Origin of the sequence: Nocardia grenadensis (assembly GCF_050942415.1) — a bacterium.
Classification (GTDB): domain Bacteria; phylum Actinomycetota; class Actinomycetes; order Mycobacteriales; family Mycobacteriaceae; genus Nocardia; species Nocardia grenadensis.
Genome location: NZ_CP192054.1, coordinates 3,493,801 through 3,520,159, shown reverse-complemented (window position 1 = coordinate 3,520,159; position 26,359 = coordinate 3,493,801). Strand labels below are relative to the sequence as shown.

The 26,359-nt window shown below is 68.5% G+C and carries 33 protein-coding genes; 20 read left to right on the top strand and 13 right to left on the bottom strand.

Annotation, left to right across the window (positions count from 1 at the left end):
• Nucleotides 1-188: 188 nt before the first annotated feature.
• Entirely contained in the window at nucleotides 189-1,100 is a 912-nt protein-coding gene (locus tag ACQPYS_RS16075; RefSeq protein ID WP_433490017.1) for a LysR family transcriptional regulator, read from the bottom strand.
• Between the two features lie 101 nt (nucleotides 1,101-1,201).
• Between ACQPYS_RS16075 and ACQPYS_RS16070 the strand changes: the two genes are divergently transcribed.
• Nucleotides 1,202-1,567 carry a YybH family protein gene (locus tag ACQPYS_RS16070; protein ID WP_433490016.1) on the top strand — a complete coding sequence of 122 codons (366 nt, stop codon included), beginning with the start codon at nucleotides 1,202-1,204 and terminating at the stop codon, nucleotides 1,565-1,567.
• 272 nt (nucleotides 1,568-1,839) lie between these two features.
• Here ACQPYS_RS16070 and ACQPYS_RS16065 read toward each other — a convergent pair whose 3' ends face one another.
• From ACQPYS_RS16065 to ACQPYS_RS16050, 4 genes are all read right to left on the bottom strand, one after another.
• Nucleotides 1,840-2,313 (bottom strand): RDD family protein, encoded by a 474-nt coding sequence (locus ACQPYS_RS16065; RefSeq protein ID WP_063034732.1) that lies wholly within the window; start codon nucleotides 2,311-2,313, stop codon nucleotides 1,840-1,842.
• Between the two features lie 73 nt (nucleotides 2,314-2,386).
• The gene (locus ACQPYS_RS16060) at nucleotides 2,387-3,556 is read right to left on the bottom strand and encodes a hemolysin family protein (protein WP_433490015.1); all 1,170 of its coding nucleotides are present in this window, start codon (nucleotides 3,554-3,556) and stop codon (nucleotides 2,387-2,389) included.
• A complete protein-coding gene (locus ACQPYS_RS16055; RefSeq protein WP_433490014.1) occupies nucleotides 3,549-4,913 on the bottom strand; it encodes a hemolysin family protein in 1,365 nt (454 codons plus the stop codon). Before ACQPYS_RS16055 ends, ACQPYS_RS16060 begins: the two co-directional genes overlap by 8 nt.
• A gap of 142 nt (nucleotides 4,914-5,055) precedes the next feature.
• A complete protein-coding gene (locus ACQPYS_RS16050) occupies nucleotides 5,056-5,631 on the bottom strand; it encodes a TerD family protein (RefSeq protein ID WP_063034730.1) in 576 nt (191 codons plus the stop codon).
• A 290-nt stretch (nucleotides 5,632-5,921) separates the two neighbouring features.
• Here ACQPYS_RS16050 and ACQPYS_RS16045 point away from each other — a divergent pair, with 290 nt between their 5' ends.
• On the top strand, nucleotides 5,922-6,320 hold the full coding sequence (locus ACQPYS_RS16045) for a MerR family transcriptional regulator (RefSeq protein ID WP_063034729.1): 399 nt from the start codon (nucleotides 5,922-5,924) through the stop codon (nucleotides 6,318-6,320).
• 31 nt (nucleotides 6,321-6,351) lie between these two features.
• Here ACQPYS_RS16045 and ACQPYS_RS16040 read toward each other — a convergent pair whose 3' ends face one another.
• The 3 genes from ACQPYS_RS16040 to ACQPYS_RS16030 form a co-directional block, all read right to left on the bottom strand.
• Entirely contained in the window at nucleotides 6,352-6,543 is a 192-nt protein-coding gene (locus ACQPYS_RS16040; protein ID WP_433490013.1) for a DUF4177 domain-containing protein, read from the bottom strand.
• 244 nt (nucleotides 6,544-6,787) lie between these two features.
• Entirely contained in the window at nucleotides 6,788-7,159 is a 372-nt protein-coding gene (locus ACQPYS_RS16035; RefSeq protein WP_433490012.1) for an MmcQ/YjbR family DNA-binding protein, read from the bottom strand.
• A 150-nt stretch (nucleotides 7,160-7,309) separates the two neighbouring features.
• On the bottom strand, nucleotides 7,310-8,179 hold the full coding sequence (locus ACQPYS_RS16030; RefSeq protein WP_433490011.1) for a sulfurtransferase: 870 nt from the start codon (nucleotides 8,177-8,179) through the stop codon (nucleotides 7,310-7,312).
• A gap of 369 nt (nucleotides 8,180-8,548) precedes the next feature.
• On the opposite strand from ACQPYS_RS16030, the gene ACQPYS_RS16025 reads away from it, so the two are divergent.
• Nucleotides 8,549-9,034, top strand: coding sequence for a hypothetical protein (locus ACQPYS_RS16025; RefSeq protein ID WP_431937946.1), 486 nt, complete (start codon nucleotides 8,549-8,551; stop codon nucleotides 9,032-9,034).
• A gap of 118 nt (nucleotides 9,035-9,152) precedes the next feature.
• Here ACQPYS_RS16025 and ACQPYS_RS16020 read toward each other — a convergent pair whose 3' ends face one another.
• Nucleotides 9,153-9,764, bottom strand: a complete 612-nt coding sequence (locus ACQPYS_RS16020) for a TetR/AcrR family transcriptional regulator (protein WP_063034726.1) — start codon at nucleotides 9,762-9,764, stop codon at nucleotides 9,153-9,155.
• A gap of 101 nt (nucleotides 9,765-9,865) precedes the next feature.
• On the opposite strand from ACQPYS_RS16020, the gene ACQPYS_RS16015 reads away from it, so the two are divergent.
• The 12 genes from ACQPYS_RS16015 to ACQPYS_RS15960 all read left to right on the top strand — a co-directional run bounded on the left by ACQPYS_RS16015 (nucleotide 9,866) and on the right by ACQPYS_RS15960 (nucleotide 17,639).
• Nucleotides 9,866-11,245, top strand: coding sequence for a cytochrome P450 (locus ACQPYS_RS16015; protein ID WP_433490010.1), 1,380 nt, complete (start codon nucleotides 9,866-9,868; stop codon nucleotides 11,243-11,245).
• A gap of 357 nt (nucleotides 11,246-11,602) precedes the next feature.
• On the top strand, nucleotides 11,603-12,202 hold the full coding sequence (locus tag ACQPYS_RS16010; RefSeq protein WP_433490009.1) for a hypothetical protein: 600 nt from the start codon (nucleotides 11,603-11,605) through the stop codon (nucleotides 12,200-12,202).
• A 6-nt stretch (nucleotides 12,203-12,208) separates the two neighbouring features.
• Nucleotides 12,209-13,459 carry an SRPBCC family protein gene (locus ACQPYS_RS16005; RefSeq protein WP_433490008.1) on the top strand — a complete coding sequence of 417 codons (1,251 nt, stop codon included), beginning with the start codon at nucleotides 12,209-12,211 and terminating at the stop codon, nucleotides 13,457-13,459.
• Nucleotides 13,456-13,854, top strand: a complete 399-nt coding sequence (gvpJ, locus tag ACQPYS_RS16000) for a gas vesicle protein GvpJ (RefSeq protein WP_063034723.1) — start codon at nucleotides 13,456-13,458, stop codon at nucleotides 13,852-13,854. The genes ACQPYS_RS16005 and gvpJ (ACQPYS_RS16000) overlap by 4 nt, the downstream gene beginning before the upstream one ends.
• A gap of 2 nt (nucleotides 13,855-13,856) precedes the next feature.
• A complete protein-coding gene (locus ACQPYS_RS15995; protein WP_433490007.1) occupies nucleotides 13,857-14,648 on the top strand; it encodes a GvpL/GvpF family gas vesicle protein in 792 nt (263 codons plus the stop codon).
• A 4-nt stretch (nucleotides 14,649-14,652) separates the two neighbouring features.
• Nucleotides 14,653-14,919 carry a gas vesicle protein GvpG gene (locus ACQPYS_RS15990; protein WP_063034721.1) on the top strand — a complete coding sequence of 89 codons (267 nt, stop codon included), beginning with the start codon at nucleotides 14,653-14,655 and terminating at the stop codon, nucleotides 14,917-14,919.
• On the top strand, nucleotides 14,916-15,245 hold the full coding sequence (gene gvpO, locus ACQPYS_RS15985) for a gas vesicle protein GvpO (RefSeq protein WP_063034720.1): 330 nt from the start codon (nucleotides 14,916-14,918) through the stop codon (nucleotides 15,243-15,245). Before ACQPYS_RS15990 ends, gvpO begins: the two co-directional genes overlap by 4 nt.
• Nucleotides 15,242-15,634, top strand: coding sequence for a gas vesicle protein GvpJ (gene gvpJ, locus ACQPYS_RS15980; RefSeq protein WP_063034719.1), 393 nt, complete (start codon nucleotides 15,242-15,244; stop codon nucleotides 15,632-15,634). The genes gvpO and gvpJ (ACQPYS_RS15980) overlap by 4 nt, the downstream gene beginning before the upstream one ends.
• Nucleotides 15,631-16,419 carry a GvpL/GvpF family gas vesicle protein gene (locus ACQPYS_RS15975; RefSeq protein WP_063034718.1) on the top strand — a complete coding sequence of 263 codons (789 nt, stop codon included), beginning with the start codon at nucleotides 15,631-15,633 and terminating at the stop codon, nucleotides 16,417-16,419. The genes gvpJ (ACQPYS_RS15980) and ACQPYS_RS15975 overlap by 4 nt, the downstream gene beginning before the upstream one ends.
• Nucleotides 16,416-16,607, top strand: a complete 192-nt coding sequence (locus ACQPYS_RS15970) for a gas vesicle protein (RefSeq protein WP_084480328.1) — start codon at nucleotides 16,416-16,418, stop codon at nucleotides 16,605-16,607. The genes ACQPYS_RS15975 and ACQPYS_RS15970 overlap by 4 nt, the downstream gene beginning before the upstream one ends.
• Complete coding sequence (locus tag ACQPYS_RS15965; protein WP_433490006.1) at nucleotides 16,604-16,909, top strand: gas vesicle protein K; 306 nt, start codon at nucleotides 16,604-16,606, stop codon at nucleotides 16,907-16,909. Before ACQPYS_RS15970 ends, ACQPYS_RS15965 begins: the two co-directional genes overlap by 4 nt.
• 85 nt (nucleotides 16,910-16,994) lie before the next feature.
• A complete protein-coding gene (locus ACQPYS_RS15960; RefSeq protein ID WP_063034715.1) occupies nucleotides 16,995-17,639 on the top strand; it encodes a LysE family translocator in 645 nt (214 codons plus the stop codon).
• 12 nt (nucleotides 17,640-17,651) lie between these two features.
• On the opposite strand, the gene ACQPYS_RS15955 is transcribed toward ACQPYS_RS15960, so the two are convergent.
• The 3 genes from ACQPYS_RS15955 to ACQPYS_RS15945 form a co-directional block, all read right to left on the bottom strand.
• The gene (locus ACQPYS_RS15955; protein WP_433490005.1) at nucleotides 17,652-18,446 is read right to left on the bottom strand and encodes an SDR family NAD(P)-dependent oxidoreductase; all 795 of its coding nucleotides are present in this window, start codon (nucleotides 18,444-18,446) and stop codon (nucleotides 17,652-17,654) included.
• Between the two features lie 55 nt (nucleotides 18,447-18,501).
• Nucleotides 18,502-18,819 carry a DUF2795 domain-containing protein gene (locus ACQPYS_RS15950; RefSeq protein ID WP_433490004.1) on the bottom strand — a complete coding sequence of 106 codons (318 nt, stop codon included), beginning with the start codon at nucleotides 18,817-18,819 and terminating at the stop codon, nucleotides 18,502-18,504.
• Between the two features lie 87 nt (nucleotides 18,820-18,906).
• On the bottom strand, nucleotides 18,907-19,617 hold the full coding sequence (locus ACQPYS_RS15945) for a hypothetical protein (protein WP_433490003.1): 711 nt from the start codon (nucleotides 19,615-19,617) through the stop codon (nucleotides 18,907-18,909).
• A 295-nt stretch (nucleotides 19,618-19,912) separates the two neighbouring features.
• Between ACQPYS_RS15945 and ACQPYS_RS15940 the strand changes: the two genes are divergently transcribed.
• From ACQPYS_RS15940 to ACQPYS_RS15920, 5 genes are all read left to right on the top strand, one after another.
• Nucleotides 19,913-20,623, top strand: a complete 711-nt coding sequence (locus tag ACQPYS_RS15940; protein ID WP_431937958.1) for a TenA family protein — start codon at nucleotides 19,913-19,915, stop codon at nucleotides 20,621-20,623.
• Nucleotides 20,624-20,694: 71 nt separating this feature from the next.
• The gene (locus ACQPYS_RS15935) at nucleotides 20,695-21,717 is read left to right on the top strand and encodes an ABC transporter substrate-binding protein (protein WP_063034710.1); all 1,023 of its coding nucleotides are present in this window, start codon (nucleotides 20,695-20,697) and stop codon (nucleotides 21,715-21,717) included.
• Nucleotides 21,695-22,543, top strand: coding sequence for an ABC transporter permease (locus tag ACQPYS_RS15930; protein WP_084480327.1), 849 nt, complete (start codon nucleotides 21,695-21,697; stop codon nucleotides 22,541-22,543). Before ACQPYS_RS15935 ends, ACQPYS_RS15930 begins: the two co-directional genes overlap by 23 nt.
• The gene (locus tag ACQPYS_RS15925) at nucleotides 22,536-23,345 is read left to right on the top strand and encodes an ABC transporter ATP-binding protein (RefSeq protein ID WP_433490002.1); all 810 of its coding nucleotides are present in this window, start codon (nucleotides 22,536-22,538) and stop codon (nucleotides 23,343-23,345) included. Before ACQPYS_RS15930 ends, ACQPYS_RS15925 begins: the two co-directional genes overlap by 8 nt.
• A gap of 144 nt (nucleotides 23,346-23,489) precedes the next feature.
• Nucleotides 23,490-25,043, top strand: a complete 1,554-nt coding sequence (locus tag ACQPYS_RS15920) for an AMP-binding protein (protein ID WP_431937960.1) — start codon at nucleotides 23,490-23,492, stop codon at nucleotides 25,041-25,043.
• 56 nt (nucleotides 25,044-25,099) lie between these two features.
• Here ACQPYS_RS15920 and ACQPYS_RS15915 read toward each other — a convergent pair whose 3' ends face one another.
• Nucleotides 25,100-26,353, bottom strand: a complete 1,254-nt coding sequence (locus tag ACQPYS_RS15915; protein WP_433490001.1) for an FAD-dependent oxidoreductase — start codon at nucleotides 26,351-26,353, stop codon at nucleotides 25,100-25,102.
• Nucleotides 26,354-26,359: the final 6 nt, after the last annotated feature.

The following is a 26,359-nucleotide window of genomic DNA, read 5'->3' as shown; positions in this document are numbered from 1 at the left end:
CTTTCGTCCCGAGGTTGCCGATCTCCCGCCCGGCACTGCGCCCGCGACGTGCCCGATCCTCGTGGGCGCCGCGTCGAGCCCAGGATAGGAGTTCGCACCGGGGCCGCAGTGGGCCGACACGCGGCCCGGCGGTCGCCCGCCCGGGGCGGCGCATCGGCCGCTATCGCCGGGGTGCCGTGGTGCTACCGCTATCGAGAGCCGTCGTGGCCTTCGCCGAGCCCCGCCCGACGGAATGCTCGCCGACTGTGCGCGAGCAGTTCACGGACCGCGGGGCGGCCGGTGTTCTTCCAGATCAGGGCGAGGAGCGCGGGTGTCTCGACGCCTTCGAGGGCGAGGGTGACCAGCCGGTCGCGATAGGCCGCGGCCATGGACTCGCTGAGGACGGCGACCGCGAGTCCGCGCGCGGCGAGATCGGCGATGGCATCGGCGGCGCCGGCCTGGAGCGCGACCACCGGGCGGAGGCTCCGGCTCGCGCAGGCGCGGTCGAACACGGTGCGTACACCGGTGCCCGGGGGCATGCACACGAGAGGGTGGGCGCACAGCTCGGCGAGGGTGACCCGCCGCCGCGCCGCCAGCGGATGTCCGGTGGGGACCGCCGCGACGAGCTGTTCCCGGATGAGGGCGAACGCTTCCAGCCCGTCGGGTTCGGGGGTCGCCGTACCGATGAGAGCCATATCCAGCGCACCGGCACGTACGGCCTCGGTGAGCCGGTCCGAGTTGTCCTCGAGCAGGGAGATCTCGACACCCGGGTGGGCGCGGTGGAAATCGGCGAGTGCGTCGAACAGCGGTGTGACGGTGCAGCCGACGACCATCCCCACGGTGAGTGTGCCCCGGATCAGATCGGTGACCTGACCGACCGACTGGGTGACGGCCTCGGCGGCGTCGAGGGCGGTGCGGGCGTGTTCGAGGGCGGCCTTTCCCGCGACGGTCAGGGTGGCGGTGCGTGCCGAGCGGTCGAACAGTTCGGCGCCGAGCTCTTTCTCCAGTGCACGGATCTGGGCGCTGACACCGGACTGGCTGATGTGCACCCGCTGCGCCGCCCGGGTGAAGTTCTGCTCCTCCGCGACCGCGACGAAGTACTCCAGCTGCCTCAGTTCCATAACTTCTGATTCTAGCTTTCAGAAGAACCATCTGTTGGACTTCTGAATAGCCTCCGGTCAGGCTGGAACACGTCGAATTCGGAAACCACAGGAGGAAATCGATGCCCGAGTACGAGAAGGCGATGCGGCCCGAAGACGTCACACGTCTGTTCGTCGAACGCTCCAATGCCGGTGACGCGGCGGGAGTCGCCGAACTCTACGAAGAGGACGCCGTCCTGGCGTACCCGCCCGGTAGCCGGACCGCCGGACGGGCAGCGATCCGCGCGCTGTGGGAGAAGGTGCTGGCCGCCGGACCCCGCTTCGAGCCGGAAGAACCGCTGCCGACCCTGATCAGCGGCGACCTCGCCCTCACCTCGACGCCGCCGAAGGACGGCACCGGTGCCCGCGCGCAGGTCGTCCGGCGCCAGCCCGACGGCAGCTGGCTGCGCGTCCTCGACCAACCCGAGTTCATCGCCCCGACCGCCTGAGCCCGGACGCGTGTTCCCGCCTCGTCGCCGTCGTAGACCCGGATCACCGACGGCGACACAGGGATCGCCCGGCGCGGTCTGCTGCCGGGCGATCCCCTGTGCTCGCGAGCGCGAACTACCGCCGCCACCGCTCCATCAGCGGCTTCGCGGCAAGATCACCGAGATCACCGGGGAGCGGCGATGAGGTGGCCCGCGGGGCACCGGACCGGGGGAGTGGCGGGGACCGCCGGGACCGGGCCGACGCTACGTCCTGTCCCGGACAGGGGCCGACGCTAGGACGTCTCGATCACCTGGGTCCCGTCCGCCACCCGGTCATGCCAGCCCTGTTTGGTCGAGCTGGAACCGACCGTGACGGCGATACCGAGCGCGGCGAAGAACCAGAGCACGCCGCCGATGCAGGGCACCAGGTTGAGCAGCATATAGGAGTTACGCAGGGCGGATTCCTTGATACTGGGCTTCTCCGCGCCGCCGGAACCGTTGACGTGCAGGCCGAGCAGCTTCTTACCGGGGGTGGAACCGGAGGTCACCTCGAACCCGAGGAAGTACAGGAAGGCGAAGCCGGCCCCGGGCAGGATCGACACCCAGCCGGGCGTATGGGCGACTTTGTTCAGCAACCAGAAGAAGATGCCGCCGACGATCGCCGCGACGATCCAGTCGATGAATCGGGCCGCGGCGCGTTTGCCCAGGCCGCCCGGGGTGATCCCCGCGGCCGTGGCGAATCGGGGGTCGTATGCTCCGGTGGTCATCGTGTTCCTCCTCGATAGCGACCGCCCCCGGCGGTGTGGGAGCGGTGCCCACCCGGGGACGGGTTCCACGATCTCATATCCGGTCGTGGCGTTCGATACGGTCCGCCGCGGTGTGGTTGGGGCCGTGGGGATTCCGGGTTCCACCGCGCCGTTCGCCTCCCGTGTCGGCGGCGGCCGCGTGCGATCCGGGTGCGCGTTCCGTGTGCCGTGGCGGTGCGGTCAGTGGCGTTTCCGTGGCCGGCCGGGGCAACAGACGTTGCAGGACATCGGTGATGGTGATCAGGCCGACCGGGACCGCACCGTCGGCAGCGGTGACGACGGCCAGGTGACTGCGGGTTTCCCGCATGGTGTGCAGCGCCTCGTACACCTTCGTCGTCGTGGTCAGGGTCAGGGCCGGACGCATCAGCCGCCGCGCGGTGGTGCCCGGATCGGCCTGCAGGCTGTCGCGAACGTGCAGGACACCGTCGATCCGGGGGCCCTCGCGGACCAGCAGGCGCAGATGTCCCGACTCGCGCGAGATCGCCTGGATGGTCTCCGGTCCGGCGTCCGGGCCGACCGCACTGGGGTGCGCGTCGGGCCGGACGATATCGGCGACCGTGAGCTGTTCCAGCTCCAGCGCACTGATGAGATTGCCGTGGTAGCGCTCGTCGAGAGTGCCCACGGTCGCGGAATGTTCCACGAGGTGGCGCAGCGCGGCGGGATCCTGTCCGGCCTCGATTTCGTCCACCGGTGTCACCCCGACGGCGCGCAAGCACCGGTTGGCGGTGCTGTTGAGCGCGGTGAGCAGCGGGCGGGTGAACCACATGAAGACGCGCATCGGGATGGCCAGGATCGTGGCCGATTTCTCCGGATGCGCGATCGCCCAGGATTTCGGCGCCATCTCACCGACCACCAGATGCAGGAATGTCACCACGATGAGCGCGAGGACGAAGCCGACGACATCGGCGACCCAGAGCGGCGCGCCGAGGTCTTCGAACAGCGGGGTCAGCCAATGGTGTACCGCGGGTTTGGTGATCGCGCCCAGCGCCAGGGTACATACGGTGATGCCGAGCTGCGACCCGGCCAGCAGCACCGACAGCTCCGCGGAACTGCGCAGCGCCGCCCGCGCGGCCGTGCTGCTCGCCGCGGCGTCCTCGAGGCGGTGCCGCCGGGCGGCGATGAGCGCAAACTCGACCGCGACGAAGAACGCGCTCGCCGCGATCAACCCCACCGTCACTGCCGCGACGATCCAGGGGTTACTCATCTGCGGTGTCCTCCGACTCGGGCCGCACGGTGACGAACACCGAGGCGGGCACATGCTTGTCGACGCGGCGCACCTCGGCGACCAGGATGCGGGCCGGACGTGGCGGGTCGCTGAGGTAGTCGGCCGGCTCAGCCGGCAAGGGGACGCGGACCCGATCGCCGACCTCGGGTAGGCCACCGAAGACGCTGATCAGCAGGCCGGCGAGGGTTTCGTGATCACCCTCGGGCAGGGTGGATTCGAGAAGACGTTCGACCTCGTCGAGGTGGATGTCCCCGCGCAGGAGCCAGCCCTCGCCTTCGGCGACGATATCGGCGGCGGTGCCGGGGTCGTGTTCGTCGGCGATTTCGCCGACGAGTTCTTCGGCGATGTCCTCCACGGTGACGATGCCGGCGAAACCACCGTATTCGTCGACGACGAGCGCCATCTCCTCGCGCGCGGCACCGAGGCGGTCCACCAGTTCGGGCAGCGGCAGCGATGCCGGGACCAGGAGCGCGGGGCGCAACCGGGTCTGCGCCGTACCGCCGGGCGCGCTGTCGAGGAGGTCGTGCAGATGGATCACCCCGCGCAGGTCGTCGCTGGAGTCACCGACGACCGGGTAGCGCGTATGGCCCGTGCGCATCCGGGTGAGGACCTCGCGCACCGGGTCATCGATATGCACCGTGTCGACCCGCGCGCGGGGGATCATGGCGTGTTCGGCGGTGCTGGTCGGAAAATCGAGGATACGGTCGAGCAGCGTCGACAATTCGGCGGGCAGTTCTCCGGAATCGCGGGATGCCGCGACGATGTGCTCCAGGTCGCGCGGGGTGGCCGAATGCTCCACATCGTGCACCGGCTCGATGCGCAGCGCGCGCAACAGCAGGTTCGACGACTGGTCGAAAAGCCGGATCAACCATCCGAACACCTTCAGGTACAGCGTCGTCGAGGCCGCGAGCCGGCGGGCGACCGGCTCCGGCCGGGCGATGCCGAGGTTCTTCGGTACCAGCTCCCCGAACAGCATCTGCACCACGGTGGAGAACGCGATGGCCAGCACTGCCCCGATGCCGATCCCGACGGCGGCCGGTATCCCGGCACCGCCCAACAGCTCGCCGAGTCCCCGGCCGATCAGCGGTTCGGCGACGTAGCCGACCAGCAGCCCCGTCACCGTGATCCCGAGCTGGGCGCCCGAGAGCATGAACGATGTGCGCCGGGTGACCCGCAGCGCCCGGCCGGCGGCCCGGTCACCGGCCGCGGCGCCGGCTTTCAACCGGGACCGGTCCACGGCCATGAACGCGAATTCCTGGGCGACGAAATAGCCCGTCGCCGCCGTGATGAGCAGTACGACGACGATACCGAGGGCGATGTTCAGCGCGGTCGGCATTGTCGCGTCCCGGTTCGGTATCGGGGAGGCTCCTCGCCCGGGCGCGCGCCGGGGCGCCGATTCTTGCGCGATGCGCGTTTCATGAACTCTCTTTGCTCAGTGAACGGTTACGGGTGAACCGTGGAATCGGGGCCGGCGGAGGTCAGACGTTGACGCCGTAGTCGCGGGCGATCCCGGCGAGTCCGGAGGCGTAACCCTGTCCGATGGCGCGGAACTTCCACTCCGTGCCGTGGCGGTACAGCTCGCCGAACACCATCGCGGTTTCGGTGGAGGCGTCCTCGGACAGGTCGTAGCGCGCCAGCTCCGCCCCGTTGGCCCGGTCCACCACCCGGATGAACGCATTGCGCACCTGGCCGAACGACTGCTGCCGGGCGTCGGCGTCGTGGATGGACACGGGGAAGAAGATACTGGTGATCGTCGGCGGGGTGGCCGCCAGATCGACATTGATCACCTCGTCGTCGCCTTCACCCTCACCGGTGAGGTTGTCGCCGGTGTGCTCGATGGAGCCTTCGGGGGAACGCAGGTTGTTGTAGAACACGAAGTGCTGGTCGGACACTACTTTCTGCTCCGGGCCCGTCGCGATGGCACTGGCGTCCAGGTCGAAATCGGCGCCGGTGGTCGACCGCACATCCCAGCCGAGACCGACCGCCACCGCGGTCAGGTTCGGCGCCTGCTTCGACAGCGAGACATTTCCGCCCTTGGCGAGACTGACACTCATTCCACTTCTCCTGATTCTCGAGATGTCATCGATTGTCCGGCGCCGCGGCCGTCGGGGCGGTCGTGGCGAGGCGTTGCGTATTGCCCGGTGTTCGCGCGACCGGTCGCGCGGATACATGCGCGAAGGACGTCCGGCGTGGACAGCGCTCGCGCCTCAGCACGCGCGGGGTATCCGGCCCACCGGCCGTTCGGTGCCGGTGACGCTGCGTATTTGCCGAGCCCCTCGTGCGGACATATATCCGACACTAACACGCACCACTGTATGGTTGTCCGTGGCAGAAGGAGGTGCCCGTGCCCGAGTCGCTGCTCAGGATCGGTGAGTTCGCTGCCCGCGCCGAGGTCAGCGCGCGCACCATCGACTACTACACCGGCCTGGGGCTACTGGCGCCGGCCGAACGCACGACCGGTAACTACCGGCTCTACGATGCCGCCGATATCGCCCGGGTCCACCTCATCCGCCGGCTCGAGGCGCAGGGGTTGCCCTTGGAGGAGATCGCCACCGCACTCGCCGCCGGCCCCGGCGATATCGGACATGTGCTGGACCGTATCGACGACGACCTGAAACTCCTGCACGCCGCCGCCGAAAGCGCTCCGGCCGAGATCCACGGCCTGCTGACGGTGATCAGTGCCCGCGTGCACTCCCTGATCACGGTGGCGCTGCAACTGCCGCCCGATATCCCGGTCCTGTGAACCGCATCCGAAAGGGTGCTGCGCCGGTGGGTCAGGCCCCGAGGCGCTCGAGCATGGCACTGATCTCGATCGCCTGGCCCGAATCGAAGCTCGGGGCGAGTGTGCTGAACGCTTCCCAACCCTCGCCCCCGAGTTCGTTGAGGTCCTGCTCGATCCGGGCATAGTCGAAGCCCTTCATCCGGAGTTTGTGGGTAAGCACCTTGTACTCCCACTGCGCGGCCATGAACTGTCTCCATCCGCTCGTCTCGTCGCCGGCGCCCGGGCCGGCCTGCACGGGTCATTCGAAACCCTGCCGCTACGGCACGGTCAACCCGTCGGCGCCCGGGCCGGCTCGGCCGGATTCCTCCCTCAGGACCCGTTTCGCGGCCCGCGTGATGTACGCGTTCACGGCCACACTGTGCCTGGCCGCGACGTTGGCTCCGGGGCGCCGGTGGTGCCGCCCCGGCCGGGCGCAGGTGCTCGGCCGCCTACCGGAGACCGGTTTCGTCCAAACGGGCCACCAGCGTCTTCGGGGCGACGGTGCGGTAGGCCTCGGTCACGATCTCGCCGATCTCCGCCCAGTCGAGGGGGACATCCAGGTACACCCCGAGCCAGCCGCGGTGCCCTACATAGGGAGGTCGAAAGAATCGTTCGGGTTCGGCGCTCACCATGGCCTCCTGCGCACCGGGCGGCGCGGCGCACCAGAAACCCGGCCGATCGTTGTGATGGTGATCGGCGTAGGTGACGAAGGTCTTCCTTCCCCGGATGAACCAGGTGGGTTCGCCATGACTGACCCGCTCGGAGGTCTCGGGGAGCGCAGTGCACAGTCCGCGCAACCTGGTCAGTGGCGTTTGGGCCATGGCGTCACCCTAGCAACGTGCACCGCCGACTTCCGGAGAACGACGGCCGGGCGCAGACGCGCCTTCGCCGAGGCGCCGAGCTCGCCACCACGGCGCAGCGGGGTGGGCGCGGTGCGCCGGACCCGCGACCGCGACACCGCACCCGTGGGCTCAGACCTCCGGCACCGACGGGGCGCCGATCTCTACGGGATTGGACGGGTCCGCGCTCCACTGCGACCAGGAACCGGGAAACAGGCTCGCGTCCCGACCCGCCGCGGTGAGCGCCGCGACGGCGATCGCGGCCGTCACGCCCGAACCGCAGTAGACGGCCGGCGGCCGCGCCGGATCGACGGCCTGATACCGGGCGAGGATCTCCTCGTCCGGAAGAAACCAGCCGGATTCGTCGAGCAGGCCCGTCGCGGGAACATTGCGTGCGCCCGGGATATGGCCGGCCACGGGATCAACCGGTTCGTGCTCGCCCCGGTACCGCTCCGGGGCCCGGACATCGACGAGCGATCCCTGGGCGGCGAAATCGGCCAGTTCCGCCGCGGTCACGACGGCGCGCGTACCGGCGTACAGATCCGGCCGGGTCACGGTGACGTCACCGGGTGCCGGGATCACCTGGCCGCTCTCGAGGGCGCCGCCGAACTCTCGCCATGCCGTCAGGCCGCCGTCGAGGATGCGGACATCGGTCAGCCCGGCGGCGGTGAGCACCCACCAGGCCCGCGCCGAACCGGCACGATTCCAGTCGTCGTAGACCACGACCGGGACCCCGTCGCGGACGCCCTGGGCCCGCAGACTCCGTTGCAGTGCCGCACCGTCGGGCAGCGGATGGCGACCGCGGCCGGTCACCGTGTGATCGGACAGTTCGTTGTCCAGGTCGATGTAGACGGCGCCGGGGAGGTGACCGGCCCGATAATCGGCGTGCCCGTCGGGCCGGTCCAGGCGCCACCGCACATCCAGCAGTGTCACCTCGGTTCCGGACGCGAGCGTCGCTGCCAGCTCGGCGGCGGTAGTGAACACCTCGGCACGCATAGTCATCGAAAAGTCTCCACCTCTGCCGTTGCCCTCACGGGCCGTCCCGCCGCGGGCGACCGGTGCGTATCGGTCGGCGACGGCACAGCGGATGCTAGCAGCGGTCCGCGCGGGTCCCGGGCGGCCGCGATACCGGCGTCGTGGAGACCGCCCTGTCACGATTGGAATCCGCGCGAGGCGAAAGCGGCTACGCACCCCGCCACCGCCGATACCCAGCCGAACCGGACCACACACCGCATCCGACGGTCGGGTTCCGGATTGATAACAGCCGGGCCAAGTGATCAGGAATCGAGAAGCGCTGGTCACAGCGCTGTCATTAACGTCTTCCGCATCGAAATTCGTACGGCAGAGCGCCGGGCACGCGAGGAGGATGTTATGAACTGGACCGGACCGATCCGCCGGACGCACCGCGTCCTGGTACCCATTTTCACGGCGACCCTGGTGATCGCCGTGGTCGTCCTGGCATTGCAGGGTCCGGAGTGGGTGTCTTATCTACCGCTTCCCGCACTGGCCTTCCTGTTCTTCTCCGGCCTGTATCTGTTCGTGCGACCTCTCGTCGCAGCCCGGCGCGGTGGCGCGGCCGCGGACACCGCGCGGCGGGCGGACACGGGGGCACCGGGCCGGCCGGCCGCGTACCGCGTCCGGCGACTGCACCGGTGGTCCGCCGTCGTTTTCGCTCTGACCGTGCTGGCGACCGTCGTCGCGCTGTCGCTGCCGGAGCCTGTGGTCTGGGTCTCCTACCTGCCGCTGATCCCGCTCGCCTTGCTCTTCTTCTCCGGGCTCTACCAGTTCGCGCTGCCATACCTCGGCGCGCACCGGGGCGCTGCCGAGATGCCCGACCGCCGAACCACCGCGGCCTGACGCGTCGCGGCGGCGTGCCGGGAGCATGTAGTCGACGCCGGTTCGCTCGCCGCCGAAATCCGCCTGTCCGAGCCTTCGCGCGACGCCGCACGGACACCGGGCGATATCGGCGTTCGGCTCAGCGGTAGAGACCCACCAGCGCGCGTGCGGCCGCATCGACGATTTCGTCCGCGGATGCCTGCAGGGTGCCGTCGAGCCAGGCCGTGACGAGTTCGGCCATACCGCCGACGAAGAGCAGGCCGGCGGTTTCGTCGGCGTTCTCGCTGCGGTCGCGGGGGCCGAAGAATTCCCGCGCCTCCAGCGCCGACTGGTGGGCGAGGTGGCGCAGGAGTTCGGTGCGGCGGCGGCGTAGTTTCGGCACCGCGACCGACTCCACGATGGCGACCCGGCCTTTGCGCGGATCGTCGAGCAACTGCTGGACGAAGGCGCGGATCGAGGCCCGGGCGCGTGCGGCCGGGTCCGGACCGGCATGCTCGGCGGCTCGCCGGCTGGTCTCCTCGATCTCCGCCGCGATCCCGTCCATCACCGCTTCGAGTAGGGCGTCGAGCCCGGAGAAGCTCTCGTAGAAGTAGCGTTCGCTCAATCCCGCCGCGATGCAGACGGCGGTCATCGTCGTTCGAGTGTCCGGGTCCGCCCATACGGTCAGGCCCGCTTCGAGCAGCCGGGCGCGGCGTTCTGCGGCGCGCTCGGCCGCGCTGACGCCCCGGTAGATCCCCGATTGCACGGCCACATCCTCAGCATGCCACAGGAATCGCCGCACCAAGGTTGACAGGATGTCCTTCCTGAATCACGCTTGACGTGACCACCGCCACACCAGCATGAGGTGAGCAGATGAAGGCCGAAGCCTTGGAGCCACGCGAGGAAACCGCTACGACGGGGTCGGCGATCACGCGGCCGATCCCGGTCCAGCACCGCGACGACCGCGGATTACCCCTGCTCGGGCAGGTGCTGGAGTACGCCAAGGATCCGGTCGCGCTGTGCCGCGGCCGCTGGGAGCGCTACGGCCCGGTCGCGCCGTTTCGCGCGCTCGGCAAGAACGCGGTGATGCTGCTCGGGCCCGACGCGTGCGGCGCGGCACTTCAGAACAAGGACAAAGCGTTCGCCAACGAACCGGCCTGGTCCGAACTCGTCGGCCCGTTCTTCCACCGCGGCCTCATGCTCATCGATTTCGAGGAGCACCTGGCGCACCGGCGGATCATGCAGGAGGCATTCACGAGATCCCGCCTCGAGGCGTACACCCAGCGCCTGCACCCGGCCATCGAACAGGGCGTGGCGGCCTGGGAAGCGGGCACCGAGTTCCCGTCGTACTGGAAACTCAAGCAGCTCACCCTCGATATCGCCGCGGATCTGTTCATGGGCGGTGTGCAGGACACCGGACAGGCCGAGATGGACCGGATCAACAAAGCGTTCATCGCCTGTGTGCAGGCCGCGGCCGGGATCGTCCGGCTCAACGCGCCCTTCACCCGGTGGGGCCGGGCCTATCGCGGCCGCAGGGTGCTCGAGGATTTCCTCCGCCACTACCTGCCCGCCAAACGCGCCCGGCAGACCGACGACATCTTCTCAGTGCTCTGTCATGTCGAGAACGAGGACGGTGAGCGGTTCAGCGACGATGACGTGGTCAACCACATGATCTTCCTGATGATGGCGGCTCATGACACCTCCACCATCACCACCTCCACCATCCTGCAGTACCTCGGACAGTATCCGGACTGGCAGCAGCGTTGCCGGGCCGAAGCCCTCGCCCTCGGGCCGGCGCCCTCGATGGCCGAACTGGACGGGCTGGTCTCGATCGATCTGGTGATGCGCGAGGCACTGCGCCTGCGGGCTCCGGTACCGGTGTTGGTCCGATACGCGGTCAAGGACACCGTGGTCGAGGGAGTTCGTATCCCCGCCGGCACCGACGTCATCGTGGGTATCCAATTCACCCACCTCATGGAGGACTACTGGACCGATCCGCTGTCCTTCGATCCCGATCGGTTCGGCCCCGAACGCCGCGAGGACAAATCGCACCGCTTCGCGTGGGAACCGTTCGGCGGCGGTGTACACAAATGCATCGGAATGTATTTCGGGGGTCTGGAGGTGAAGGCGATAATGCACAGGCTGCTGCGCGAATACCACTGGACCGTCGATCCCGGCTATATGCCACCGATGGACTACCACTCGCTGCCGTTCCCCAAGGACGGTCTGCCGATCACCTTGATACGTCACTGAAACGCCGGATTCCGGCCGTCCGGCATCGCTTCTGGCGGACGTCGCACCGCGACTCGCGCGCGGGGACGCGACCCCGCGCTTTCCGCGAATCCGGGTTTCCCGCGTGGAGCGCGGTGGTTCGGACGGGGGCGGTCGTGCGCGACCACTCGAGCGTGCGCCGGCGAAAGGGTCGCTATGCGGTCTCGCCGGTCGGCCGCCGTGTTCGTTTCTTGCCCTCTAAGCCTATCGACCATGCGGGTAACCAGGAATACGCTGGGTATCGTCCACCGTAACGTGGTCTGTCCCATTTCTGGGGTCTCTTGTCTCGGCCGCTCCCGTCGTGAGGTGTAGCGGTACCCGAGACGGCGAGGAGTGAGCATGAAAGGCGGAGCAAGAATCGCGTTGGGGGTGGGAATCGGATATTTCCTGGGTCGTACGCGCAAAATGCGCTGGGCGATGGGATTGGCGGGCGCGGCGATGTCCAAACGATCCACGGGGCTCGCCGGCGAGCTGCTCGAACGCGGCACATCGACGCTGGGTGGCTCCCAGGAACTGACCAAGATCACCGATACCGTGCGGGGTGAACTGCTGGGGGCGGTGCGGTCGGCGGCCGTGACCGCGGCGAGCAACCGCCTCGACGCGCTGAACGAGCGGCTGCTGCCACCCGTGCCGGCCGAGGCCGAGGACGGCGGTGGCCGTCGGCGGGCCGCCGCGACGGAGGAGGACGCCGAACCGGAGCCGAGCGAGGCGGACGAGACGGCCGACGAAGAGCCCGACGAATCCTGGGATGAAGAAGAAGCCGAAGAACCCGCGCCCCGGCCGCGTGCCCGCCGGACGAGCGCGACCAAGACCTCCCGGTCCGGTACTCGCACGTCGACCCGATCGTCCGGCTCCGGTGAGAGCGGGACGACGGAGCCCCGTCGACGGCGCGCCGGAGCCGATACCGACAAGGCGCCTGTGCGGCGGACGAGGCGGTGATCAGGTATGGCAAAAGTACTGCGTGATACCGTCTCGGGCGTCGGCAAGGCGGCCACCGGCACCGCCGGCCAGGCGACCGGGGCCGCGAAATCGGTCGGCTCGACGGCCAAGAAGACCGCGGAGCAGGGGAGCCCCGGCGATCTGCTCCGTCAGTCGGTGCAGAATCTCGCCGGAACCCTCGCCCAGCGTGCCGTATCCGGTCTGTCCGGCGGGGTGTCGAATGCGGCCGGTCGGCTGAACGAATATGCCGAGGGCCAGGGTGGCGGCAACCTGCTCGCGGCACTGACCGGAGTCGAGAAGCTCTCCGAGGGCGCTTCCCCGATGCGAGCGGCCATGAGCGCGGGAATGAGCAAAGTCGGGAAGTCGGTCAAAGATAAGGTGTCCTCGGCCAAGGACGCGCTCACCGGCGGGGGCGGTAAAGGCGGCAAGGGGAAGAAACTCAAACTGGCCAATATCGTCGAGCACATCGATATCGGTGCCGAGGTCGAGCTCGTCTACGACCAGTGGACACAGTTCGCGGAATTCCCCAAGTTCATGAAGAAATTGGAACAGGTCGAACAGGTCGCCGATGAGAAACTCTCCTGGACCGGGCGCGTGTTCTGGTCGCGGCGGATCTGGGAGTCCACAATCCTCGAACAGGTGCCGTTCGAGCGGATCATCTGGCGGTCCAAAGGGGCCAAGGGCTATATCGACGGCGCGGTCACCTTCCACGAATTGGGCCCGCGCTTCACCCGGGTGCTGGTGGTTCTGGAATATCACCCGCAGGGCTTTTTCGAGAAGACTGCCAATATCTGGCGTGCGGCCGGGCGTCGATGCCGCCTGGAACTCAAGCATTTCGAGCGTTACGTCATGACCGAGGCGGTACTGAGCCCCGACGACATCGTGGGCTGGCACGGAGAGATCCGCGACGGCGAGGTCGTCGAGGACGACGAGAGCGCGCGACGCCGGGAGCAGGAGGAGGCCGAAGGCGAGGAGACGGAGGGAGAAGGCGAAGGCGCGGAGGACGAGGGCGCCGAAGATGAAGGCGCCGAGGGCGAGGAACCCACGGACGAGGACGAAGAGGAAGACGAAGAAGAAGCCGCCGAAGACGAGGACGAGGACGAAGAGCGCGGAGACGAGGAAGGCGGCCCCGACGACGAGGAGGCCGAGGACAGCACGGAAGACGAGGACCGCGAGGCCCGGCCGTCGCGCCGCCCGCGTACCGCCCGCCGTGCCGCCGCCCCGCGCCGTTCCCGCGCACAGCGAGGAGCGAGATGACCATAGAACCCGCGGGTGGCGGCGGTAGTGGCGCAGTGGCCCGTCCCAATTCATCCGGCCTGGCCGAGGTCGTCGACACCATCCTCGACAAAGGATTGGTCGTCGACGCGTTCGTCCGGGTCTCCCTGGTCGGCATCGAACTGGTGACCATCGACGCCCGCGTGGTGGTCGCCAGCGTCGACACGTATCTGCGTTTCGCCGAGGCCGTCAACCGTCTGGAGATATCCAGTAACGAGCCCAAGGGGCTCACCGACCTCGTGGGCGATGTCACCGAGGGCGCGGCCGAACACAAGACGAAAGGTGCCATCGAAGCCGCGGGAAAGAAGGTGCAGGACTTTCTCGGGGACGTGCAGGACCAGCGCCAGACTTCCCGGGCCTCCAAACGAGGGGAGTGATGATGTCCACCGCGAGTACCGCAACCGAGAGCGATCGTGACCAGCGCACCGGGGTGTATGTCTACGGCATCGTGACCGCCGATGTGGAACCGGAACCGCACGCCCAGGGTATCGGTGACCCACCCGCCGACGTCACCGTCGTACGGCATGGCGATATCGCCGCCCTGGTCAGCGAGGTCACGCTCGACCGTCCCCTGGGCATGCCCGACGATCTCACCGCGCACGCGCGCCTGCTGGACGGCACGGCCGCGGTCGCTCCGGTGCTGCCGCTGCAATTCGGCGGTGTCGTGACCGATACCGAAGCGGTGGAGAAGGAGCTGCTCGCCCCCAACCACGACCAGTTCCGCAGCGCGCTCGATGACCTCGAAGGCCGCGCCCAGTACGTGATCCGGGGACGCTACACCGAGAACACGGTGCTCCAGGAGATCCTGGAGGAGAACACCGACGCCGCCCGACTGCGCACGGAGATCCGCGACAAACCCGAAGATGCCACCCGGAACGAGCGAATCCGGCTGGGTGAGATCGTGAACCGCGAGATCGAGGCCAAACGCGCCGCGGACACCCGCCGGGTGGCCGCCGCCCTGAGCGATCTCGATCCGACCGTGCGGGAGCGTCAGCCCACGCACGAAGAGGAGGCGGTCCATCTCGCCCTGCTGCTGGACCTGTCCCGAGAGGATGAACTGCTACAAGTGCTGAATGAACTCGGCGAGGAATGGGACGGACGGATCCGGCTGAACCTGCTCGGCCCGATGGCGCCCTACGATTTCGTCACCGCCGGCGAAGCCGCGGGGTGAGGATATGGGACTGCTGTCGTCGATCGTCCTGTTGCCGCTGGCCCCGGTCCGCGGGGTGATCTGGCTGGGTGAAGTGATCCAGGAGCAGGTCGATCAGCAGTGGCGCAGTCCGGCCGCTGTCCGGCGCGATATCGAGGAGATCGAGGAAGCCGCCGCGGCCGGCGAGATCTCCGAGGACGAGCGGGACCGGGCATTGCGGGAGGTCCTGTCCCGGATCAGGCGTCCTTCCGGAGGATTGCCGCCGTCGGATGAGAGGGGAGAGTCGCGATGAGCCGCAGGTCGACCACCGAGAACGCCGCGGAGGTGGATCCGGAGCCGGAGCTCCCGCTCACTGCCCGGGAGGCCGCGGCGGCGGCGATCGAACACCTGAGGGAACTGACGTCGAAATCGGTGGAAGGGGTGACCTCGATGGAGCCGCTCGACGACGGCCGGCTGGTGGAGATCGAGGTGCTCGAGGACCACCGCATCCCTTCGTCGGCGGATATGCTCGCGCTCTACGAAGTGGAGATCGATTTCGACGGAAATCTGCTGGCCTACCGTAGAACCGCGCGCTATGCGCGGGGTAGTACCGAGATCGGCGGAAGGGGCCGGCGATGACGGTGGTCGGCGGTGGTGGGTCCTACGAGCCGCAGCCTTACGGCGGCGGGCACCAATCGACCAACCTCGCCGATATTCTCGAACGGGTCCTGGACAAGGGGCTGGTCATCGCGGGCGATATTCAGGTGAACCTGCTCGATATCGAATTGCTGACCATCAAACTGCGACTGGTGGTCGCGTCTCTGGAAACCGCCAAGGCCGTGGGCATCGACTGGTGGGAGACCGACCCGTGGCTCAACAGCAAGGCCCGCACGCTCGAACGCCAGGATCGTGACCTCGAACTCGAGAACCGCGAACTACGCGACCGGATAGCGCGACTGGAGGCCGGACGGGATCGGCGCGAAGCCGTCGAAGAGCGGCGCGAATCGCGGGAGAGAGATCGGCCGTGACGGGTGGGAGCGGTGTCTGGCTGTACGCGGTGACGGCGGCCGCCGACGCTACCGCGGGATTCGACGGACTCACCGGGGTGGCCGGCGAACCGGTCCGTGTCGTGCTGTCCGAGCCGCTCGCCGCGCTGGTCGGTTCGGTACCCCTCGACGTGTTCGGGGAGCAACCGCTGAGCCGGAATCTGGAGGATCTGGACTGGTTGGCCGCCACCGCCCGGGCACACGATGCGGTGGTGTCCGCGGCGGTGCGCCGGGCCCCGTCGGCACCGTTGCGGCTGGCCACCGTTTTCCGTGACGACGAGCGGGTGCGGGAACTGCTGCGGGACCGGCAGGCGGATCTGGAGGCGGCGCTGGTTCTGGTCAGCGGTCGCACCGAATGGGGCGTGAAAGTCTACGGGGATCGTGCCGCGCTCACCGCGGCCGTGGCCGAGGCCCGCGCCGAAGACACCGGGAGAGGCGCGGGCGCGGCCTATCTGGCGCGTCGCCGCGCGCAGCTGTCCGCTCAGGAGACCGTGGAACACGATGCGGCACAGCGTGCGGAGGTCATCCATACCCGGTTGAGCCGTCGCGCCGCGGCCGGTCGCCGGCAGCCGACCACCGATCCCGCGCTGAGTGGCCGCAGTGATTGGATGGTGCTCAACGGGACCTATCTGGTCGACGACGAACGCGCCGAGGATTTCGCCGCGGCCGTCGATGCGCTCGCCGCCGAATTCCCCGGTATCCGGCTCGAACTCACCGGCCCGTGGCCGCCGTACTCGTTCGCGGGCGTGGAACGCGAGCCGCAGTGAACAGCGTCGACAGCGAGCGCCGCATCGCACTGGTCGATCTGCTGGACCGGGTGCTGGCGGGTGGGGTCGTCGTCACCGGCGATATCAAGCTCGCCATCGCCGATGTCGATCTGGTCCAGATCTCGCTGCGGGCGCTGATCTCTTCTGTCAGCACCTTGTACGGCCCCGGACAGGAGGCACCCGGATGACCGAATTCGACGGTCTCTCACCGCGTATCGACTCCGATCCGGAGACGGTGGAACGTGGTCTGGTCACGCTGGTCCTCACCCTGGTGGAACTGTTGCGTCAGCTCATGGAACGGCAGGCCCTGCGGCGCGTCGACGCCGGCGATCTGCGCGAGGACCAGGTCGAGCGCATCGGCACCACCTTGATGCTGCTCGAGCAGCGGATGGACGAGCTGCGTGAGCATTTCGGTCTCACCCCCGAAGACCTCAATATCGATCTGGGCCCACTCGGCCCACTACTCCCGGAGAACCCTTCCGACAGGTGACCGGAACGGCTCTCCCGGTGTCATCGCGCCCATCGCCGGCCGATTCCGGGCCACCGCACCCGCCGCTCGGGCATAAAATCCGCATATGGTCCCCACTGCCAATCTGTTCGCCTTCGTGGCCGCCGCCACCCTCATCGTCGTGGTCCCCGGGCCCGGCGTGCTGTTCACCATCGGGCGCGCACTCACCCTCGGGCGGCGCGCGGCGTTGATCTCGGTTCTGGGGCATGCGCTGGGCGTACAGATCGCCCTGCTGTTCGTCGCGGTGGGCTTGGGCGCGGTGCTGGCGGCCTCGGCCACCGCCATGGCGATCGTCAAGGTGGCGGGTGCGCTCTACCTGATCCACCTCGGTGTCCAGGCGATTCGGGAGCGGAAGGCGCTGCGCGAGGTGCTGGGTGCGCCCGTGGCATCGGCGAGTGGGCGCCGGGTGCTGCGGCAGAGCGTGGTCGTCGGTGTCACCAATCCGAAGGCGATCGTGTTCTTCGCCGCGGTGCTACCCCATTTCGCCGATCAGGCCGCGGGGTCGCTGCCACTCCAGCTGCTGGTGCTGGGCTCGGTATTCCTGGTGATCGCGCTGATCTGCGACAGCGCCTGGGCCCTGCTCGCCTCCGCGGCGCGCAACTGGTTCGCCCGGTCGCCGAAGCGGCTGGAGGCGGTCGGGGGTGCCGGCGGGGCGCTGATCGTCGGGCTCGGCGCCTCGGTCGCGGTGGAGCAGGGCGTTTCCGGTCGCTGAAACACCGCGTGGTCAGGGGCGGTGGGGCAGAGCGGCATTCATGACCCGGCTCGCGGTGACCTTCACCGAATCGGGCAGGACGTGCGCGACCGTGGCCATCGCACGGGTGCGCAGGGACCCACCTACGACCTTCTGTTTGTCCTGGAGTAGTGCGTCCACACCTTGTCGCGCCACCCGCGCCGGATCCTCCTTGGGCCCGCGACCCATCGGTGTCTCGAGCAGGCCGGCGCGGCGGAAGAAGTCCGTATCGGTCGGCCCCGGCATCAGTGCGGTCACGGTCACCCCGGTATCGCGCACTTCCTCGCGCAACGCCTCGGCGAACGACTGGATGAACGATTTCGACGCGTGGTACACCGCCTGACCGGCGCCGGGCATCATCGCCGCGACGGAGGAGGTGAACAGTAGTCCACCGGTGTCGCGTCGCACCATATCGCCCAATGTGAGCTTGGCCAGGTGCACGGTCGAGCGCACATTGAGTGCGATGAGATCGAGTTCGTCGTCGAGGTCTGTCTCGGCGAAGTTGCCGCTGCGACCGACCCCGGCGTTGAGCGCGACCGCGTCGAGCGGCCGTTCGTCCTGGGTCGCCGCCGAGTACACCTGTTCCACGCCCTCCGGCGTCCGCAGATCGGCCTGGACCGCCCACACCTCGATCCCGGGGCGACGGACGGTCTCGGCCGCGACGTCGATCTCCACGTCCTCTGCGGCCATGACCACGTCATAGCCGCGTTCGGCGAACACGGTGGCGAGTTCCAGACCGATACCGCTCGAGGCGCCGGTCACCAGAGCGAGGGGATGCGTCGTGGTCATCTGCGGCGGCTACCCAGGTTCCCGCGGATCATGCCGCCCAGCCCGCCGGCACCCGTCAGCTGTCGCGGTTGTACCCGAGTTCTTCGGTGATCGGGTTCGGGGGAACCTCTATCTCCTGCTCCGCCAGGCCCGGATGGTGGTGGGTGCGCCGTTGGGCGGCCCGGTCCGCCGGCGACCGCCGCGGCTCGAGGTTCACCGACTGCAGGACCTCCTGCAGGTTGCCGTAGGTCTCCGGTGGAATCGCTTTGAGCGCGCGCACGGTGTCGGGGTCGGCGTGCGCTCGGGTCGCGCAGTGCACCAGTTCCGGTTTCTCGGCCGGAAAAGCAGCGGCGGACAGTGCCGCCCGGACTCGATCCGCGTCGGTTGTGACCATCGTCGTCCTCCTTGTTTCGCCTCGACGGTCTGTGCTTGCGGTGGCGCGATACCCACCCGGTCCGCCACCAACCCGAACCCGAGTACGTCAGCAGGTGACGTGGATATCGGCCGTCGAGTCGAACGAGACGTGAACGTGGTCGTAGTGATTGGCGGTGGGGTCGCCGCGACCCTCCATGTACGACCAGCCGCTGCCGTCGTTGTATCGCTGCTGCCAGATCACATAGGTCACGCCGAAGCGCTCCTTGTTGGCCAGCACGAAGTCGGCGATCGCGGCGCCGCGGGCCGGATCGGACGTCATGAAGTCGAGTGCCAGGCCCGCGCCGTGATCGCCGTCGTAGCGGCCGTTGGCGCCGCCGATATCGCCGACGCCGAATGTCTTGTCGATCAGGTTGCCCACCTGCGCCACCTTCGGTCGCGCACCGGCGAGTTCGGTCGAGCACGCGATGACAGGGGGCGGGGGCGGCGCATGCCGTTTCGCGTACCGGCCCGGCTCCGGTGGAGGCTCGACGGTGGCCGCGGGGGCCGGCGTATGGGGCGTGTTCGTCGGTATCTCCGGGACCCGGCCGATGCCGGCTACGGGTATCGGCGCGTCCGGTGCGTGTGTCGTCGGCGCCGCAGCTTTGTCGAGGCCGGCGGCGGGGACGGCGGCCGCGTCGACCGTGGCCGCGGTGGGCTGCGCCTCCGGGCCGGGGCGTGCCGTTACGGACAGTGCGATCACCGCCGTTGCCGCGATCGCGCTTCCGGCCAGCGGAGCGATCTTCCTGACTCGGGCCGGTTTGCGGTGTTGACCAGGCATAATGGTGACTACTCGTAACGCTCGACGACAAGATCACTGTTAGATTACGAAATGGTCGCGGAAATGTCACGGTTGCTGACGCACATGGGTCACAGCTCCGTGCCGTTCGTGCACGTCCGGACAACTCTGCCGGGTGGACGGCCGTTCCCGCGGAGCGATTCCGGTACGGACCTGGCGCCCACTGCCGGCCGCTCAACTGTTATGGTCGGATTCGTTCTGACACGGGGTGCTCCGCGCTTGCGGGGCTGAGAACATACCCGAGAACCTGTCCAGGTAATGCTGACGAAGGAATGTCTTGGCTTCACGCGCGTACACCACCGAATCCGGCAGATTCACCGAACACCTCTGGGATCGGACGAAAGATCTGCGCGGTGCCATCGACGATCTCGAATTCCTGCGCCGGCTCGGGGACGGCACCCTCCCGGTCGACGTGTTCCGTACCTACGTGGAGCAGGATTCGCTGTATCTCGCCGGTTATTCGAAGGTGCTGGCCTTGCTCTCGGCCAAATCTCCCGACGCGCAGGCCGCGCGCTTCTGGGCGGGTTCGGCGGCCACGGCGGTCGCCGTCGAGGCGGAACTGCACCACGACCTGCTCGGCGACAGCCGCCTCCCCGCGCGGGAGGGCGAGCCGGAACCGTCGACGGCCTGCCTGGGATACGTCTCCTACCTCATCGCCGCCGCCGCGACCGAGTCGTACGCGGTGGGCGCGGCGGCCGCGCTGCCGTGTTTCTGGATCTACGCCGAGGTCGGTCGTGACCTGGCCGTGAGTGCGGCCGCGGTCCTGGCGGCCGACCCCGGCCACCCGTACGCCCAATGGGTTTCCACCTACGGCGCCGCGGAGTTCCAGGAGTCCGCGGCCGCGGCCCGGGCATTCGTCGACGCGGCAGCCGAGGTAGCGAGCGAGCGGGAGCGCGCGGCGATGGTGACAGCGTTCACCGTGGCCACCCGGTACGAGCTGATGTTCTGGGATACCGCCCTGCATCCGCAGCCCTGGCCCGCCGCATGAGTGAGTCAGGCCCGGAGGCGGCAGCGCAGCGTGACCACGGAGGGCCCTCGCTCATGCTCGATCGACACCGCATGAGCGGCCGCCTGCGCCGCGTCCTCGCGCTCGTGGTCGCGACCGTGGCGGCGCTGTCCGCGCTCACCGCCTGCACCGCGGGGCCCGGCGACGGTGAAACCATCCGTTTCGCCCTGGACTGGACGCCGAACACCAACCACACGGGGCTGTTCGTCGCCCAGCAGCGGGGCTATTTCGCCGACGCCGGTCTGGATGTGCAGATCCTGCCGTACAACAACACCTCGGTCGATACGGTCATCGATGCCGGCAATGCCGAATTCGGTATCAGCACCCATAATTCGTCGACCTTCGCGCGGGCGTCGGGAGCGCATACGTTGTCCGTGCTCGCACCGCTGCAACACTGGGCGACCGGGATCGGAGTGAAGGCCGACCGCGCCGACATCACGCGGCCGAAAGATCTGGACGGCAAAACCTATGCCGGTTTCGGCGACCCCGGTGAGGTCGAAGCCCTCCAGCAGGTGATCCGCAACGACGGTGGCCGTGGGGAATTCACCACCGTCACCCTGGGCACTTCGGCCTATGAGGCCGTCTACTCGGGCCGAGCCGACTTCACCGTCTCCTACCTCGCCTGGGAGGGAATCGAGGCCGAGCACCACGGCACGCCGATGCGGTACTTCCGCTACACCGACTTCGGTTTCCCGGACGCGTACGCCATAGTGATCGACGCCAACCAGGATTGGCTGGCCGCCGACCCCGACCGCGCGCGGAAGTTCGTGCAGGCCCTGCAGCGCGGTTACCAGTTCGCCGCGGACGACCCGGACGCCGCCGCGGCGGACCTGCTCGCCGCCAACCCCGGCGCCTTCAACGACGAGGGCCTGGTGGTCGAGAGTCAGCGGATGCTGGCCGAGCAGTTCATGAAGGGCCCCGACGGCCGGGTGGGCGGCCAGACCCGCGAGCGGTGGGCCGCGAATTCCGGTTTCCTGTACGAGAAGGGCTTGCTGACCGGTCCCGACGGCGCCCCGCTGACGAAGGAACCGGACTGGTCGGGCTACTTCACCAATGACTACCTCGCCGCTGCCTGACAACTCCGCACGAGAGGCCCCGCCGGATCCGGCCGCCCGGACCGCGCCGGGGCGATCGACCGGGTTCCGCTGGGCACTCCCGTCCATCGTGACGGTGGCGCTACTCGTCGTGCTCTGGCAGGTCTATGTCGAGGCCAGCGGTATCCGCCCGCAACTGTTGCCGTCGCCGGCGCGGGTTGTGACGCAGGGGTGGGCGCACCGCGACGAGATCGGGGTCCACGCCGCCGCCACCCTCCAGGTGACACTGGTCGGGTTCGCGGTATCGCTGAGCCTGGCCTGGCTGCTGGCCGTCGTGGTCGACTTCTCACCCTGGCTGCGGCGCGCGTTCGTGCCGCTTTTCGTCGCCTCTCAGACGCTGCCGATCATCGCGATAGCGCCGTTGATGATCATCTGGTTCGGTTTCGGGCTGCTCCCGAAAGTGCTCGTTGTCGCACTCGTCACCTTCTTCCCGATGGCGATCGGGCTGATCGAGGGATTCGCCGCGGCCGACCGCGAGGCAGGTGCACTGCTGCGCAGTATGGGGGCGTCCCGGGTCCAAGTGTTCCGTTATGTGCGGTTGCCGTCCGCGGTGCCGCGATTCTTCACCGCATTGCGGATCGGGATCACCTATGCGGTCGTGGGCGCGGTCTTCGCCGAATACGTGGGCGCCAGCGAGGGCCTGGGCATCTATATGAACCTGCAGAAGAACTCTTTCCGCACCGATCTGGTGCTGGCAGCGGTATTCGTGACCGCGCTGCTCAGTATCGCGCTGTATCTGCTGACCTTCGCGATCGAACGGCTCGTCGCACCGTGGTCCCGCGCGGAGAACAGGAGTCGGCATGACTGAGGCGCGCGGGCACCGGATCGTCGTCGATGGGCTCACCAAATCGTTTCCGCGGCCCGGCGCACGCCGCCCCGACCGGCAGGTCCTCGGCGGTGTGTCGTTCACCGCGCAGCCGGGCGAGTTCGTCTCCGTCATCGGCCCGAGCGGCTGCGGCAAGAGCACCGTCTTCACTATGCTGGCCGGTCTGGAGACCCCCGATTCGGGCAGTATCCGTTTCGGCACGAGCGACGGTGAGCCGACGGCACCGCATTGCGCCTATATGCCGCAGAAGGATCTGCTGTTCCCGTGGCGCACCGTCCTGGACAACACCGTCCTGGGATTACAGGTGCACGGCGTCCCGAAGCGGGAGGCCCGGCGCCGGGCCCGCGAACTGTTCCCGGTCTTCGGGTTGTCCGGATTCGAGGACGCCCGCCCGTCCCAGCTCTCCGGTGGTATGCGGCAGCGGGCGGCATTGTTGCGGACCGTGGTCCAGGAACGCGAGCTGCTGCTGCTGGATGAGCCCTTCGGCGCACTGGATTCGCTGACCCGCACCGAGATGCAGTCGTGGCTCCAGGAGGTCTGGCAGCGGTACCGGTGGATGGTGCTGATGATCACCCACGACATCCGGGAAGCAGTGTACCTGTCGGACCGGGTGATCGTGCTGTCGGCGCGCCCGGCCACCGTGCGCCGCGAGGTGCGTGTCGATCTGCCGCGGCCCCGGGAGCTGTCGATGATCACGACGCCCGAGTTCGTGGCCCTGGAACAGGAACTGCTCGACGTACTCCATGAGGAAGCACGTCACGCACTCGCGCAGCGCGACGGCTGATCCCCCTCGGGGGCGATCGCCACCATGCAGATGGACCGCCGTAAGAATTCCGGCCCGCCACGGCCGGTTCGGCGAGACAATCGTCGGACCGCCGGAAGGGCCGCAGAATCGCCTCCCGGCGCACGCAGGATCCGTAGGAGGACCATGTTCGTCCCGCTCAGTGTCTCCGATTTCCTCGATCGCGCCGAAACCGTGTACGGCGACCGGATCGGTATCGTCGACGAACCCGCCCAGCCCGCGCCCGGCCAGGGCTCGATGACCTATTCCCGGGTCGCCGACCTTGCCCGCAGACAGGCCGCCCGCCTCGACGAACTGGGTATCGAGGCCGGGGAGCGGGTCGCGCTGGTCGGCCATAATTCGAGTCGGCTGCTGACCTCTTTCTTCGGGGTGAGTGGCTGGGGGCGGGTGCTGGTCCCGATCAACTTCCGCCTGCGCCCGGACGAGGTGCGTTACATCGTCGAGAATTCCGGGGCTCGCGCCCTGTACGTGGACCCGGAACTCGCGGACTCGCTCGGCGAGGTCGACTGCGAGCACAAGTTCGTGCTGGGCACCGACACCGACCTCTACGCCGCCCCGGGGGCGGTACCGCGGGCGTGGCAACCCGACGAATCCGCCACCGCCACCATCAACTACACCTCCGGGACCACCGCCCGCCCCAAGGGAGTGCAGATCACCCATCGCAGTATCTGGGTCAATGCCGTCACCTTCGGCCTGCACGCCACGATCAGCGACCGTGACGTATATCTGCACACTCTGCCGATGTTCCACGCGAACGGCTGGGGCATGCCGTTCGCCATGACCGGCGTCGGTGCCCGCCACATCGTCCTGCGCAAGATAGACGGCGCCGAGATTCTGCGCCGCGTGCGCGATCACGGCGTCACTGTGCTGTGCGCGGCGCCCGCGGTCGCCGCCGCGGTGCTCGACGCCGCGCAGAGCTGGGAGGGCGAGATCCCCGGCCGCGACCGGGTACGGATCATCATGGCCGGCGCGCCGCCGCCGACGAAAACCGTCGCCCGCGTCGAAGCGGAACTCGGCTGGGAGTTCATCCAGATCTACGGCCTGACCGAGACCTCACCGCTGCTGACCGTCAACCGCTCCCGGGCCGAATGGGACGACCTCGATCCCGAGACCAGGGCCGCGAAGCTGACCCGCGCCGGAGTCCCGGCCCTGGGCGTCCGGTTGCGGGCCGAGGAACCCGAGGAGGGCTCGGGCGAAGTGCTGGCCCGGTCCAATGTGGTGATGGAGGGCTATTGGGACCGCCCCGAGGAGAGCGCGGCCGCGCTGGCGGGCGGATGGTTCCACACCGGCGACGGCGGCGTCCTCGGCGACGACGGCTACCTGACCATCGCCGACCGCAAGAAAGACGTGATCATCACCGGGGGCGAGAACGTGTCCTCGATCGAAGTGGAGGACTGCCTGTTCTCTCATCCCGCCGTCGCCGAGGTGGCGGTGATCGCGGTACCGAGCGAGAAGTGGGGCGAGACGATCAAAGCGCTGGTCGTGCTGACCCCCGACGCCGAAGCGAGCAATGCGACCGAAGCCGAACTGGTCGCCTGGTGCAAACAGCGCCTGGCCGGCTACAAGGCGCCGACCTCGGTCGAGTTCCGCAACGAGTTGGCCCGGACCGCGACCGGCAAACTACAGAAGTTCAAACTACGCGCACCGTACTGGAGCGGCCGCGGCCGTCAGGTCAGCTGATATCCGCCGCTGGGTGATCCGGAACCGTAGTCGCCCGCTACCTCGATACCGGGCGACTACGCGGGCCCAGCACCCACCCGGTCGGCCGCGTCGAGCGGTATCGGCTCGAACATTGGGGGCTCGTCCGCGGGGAACAGTGCCGTCGGACCGTAGATCCAGTCGGTGAACGAGTAGTCGCCGACCGCGCGCTCCCGCAGCAGCACATTGCGTTGCGCGCGCCGGATCCCGTCGAGATGCCAGAGTTCACCCCAGGCCCGGGCTGTCAGCACCACGCGCCGACAATGTTCCGGCCGGACGGCCTCGTATGCCGCGAGCGCCCCCGCCCAGTCGACGACCCCGTCGGCGTCCCGCAGACGCCGCACGTGTTCGGCGAGCACCCACCCGTCCTCGATCGCCATGATCGCGCCCTGCGCCATGTACTGCAGCGGCGGGTGGGCAGCGTCGCCGAGTAGCGCGATCCGTCCGTCGACCCAGGTGCCGATCGGGTCGCGGTCGTACATCCGCCACCATTTGTCCCGCCACATATGTGGCAGCCGGTCCTGGACGAAATCACAGGTCGTGGCGAAGGCGGTATCGAGTTCGTCGGGGGTGCCCCAGTCGTCGAGCCCGGCCACGGCTTTCGGGGATTCGAACACCGCCACCTGGTTGAGCAGATCGCCCCCGCGCAGTCCGTAGTGGACGAAATGGCAGCGCGGACCGACGTAGACGACGACTTCGGAGAGGTTCACGGGCCGGTCCACCTCCGCGATCGGCACGGTACCGCGGTAGGCGACATAGGCGGAGGACACCGGCCGGTCGTCGGTGAACAGGGTGCGCGCGACGGAATGCAATCCGTCGGCCGCGATCACGATATTCGCCTCGTGGACCGCACCGGCCCGCGTTGTCGCACTGGCTTTCCCATCGCCCTGCGAATAGGAGACGACGCGCTGTTCGGTGCGCAGTTCGACACCCGCGTCCCGGCAGGCCGCCAGGAATAGCGCGTGCAGATCGCTGCGGTGGATGACCAGGTACGGGAAGCCGTACTCGCGCTCCAGATCGCGCAGGTCGAGTGAGGTCAGTTCGCTTCCGTCGACCGCGTCCCGCATCACCATCCGGTCGGGCACGACTCCGCGGGCCTTCACCTCGTCCAGCAGACCGTAGTCGTCGAGGATGCGCGTGCAGTTGGGCGCGAGCTGAATACCCGCGCCGACCTCACCGAACTGTTTCGCCTGCTCCAGGACCCGCACCCGCAGGCCGAGCCGGGACAGTGCGAAAGCGGTACTCAGCCCGCCGATACCGCCGCCGACGATGACGACGTCAGGGGTGCTCATGAGGAG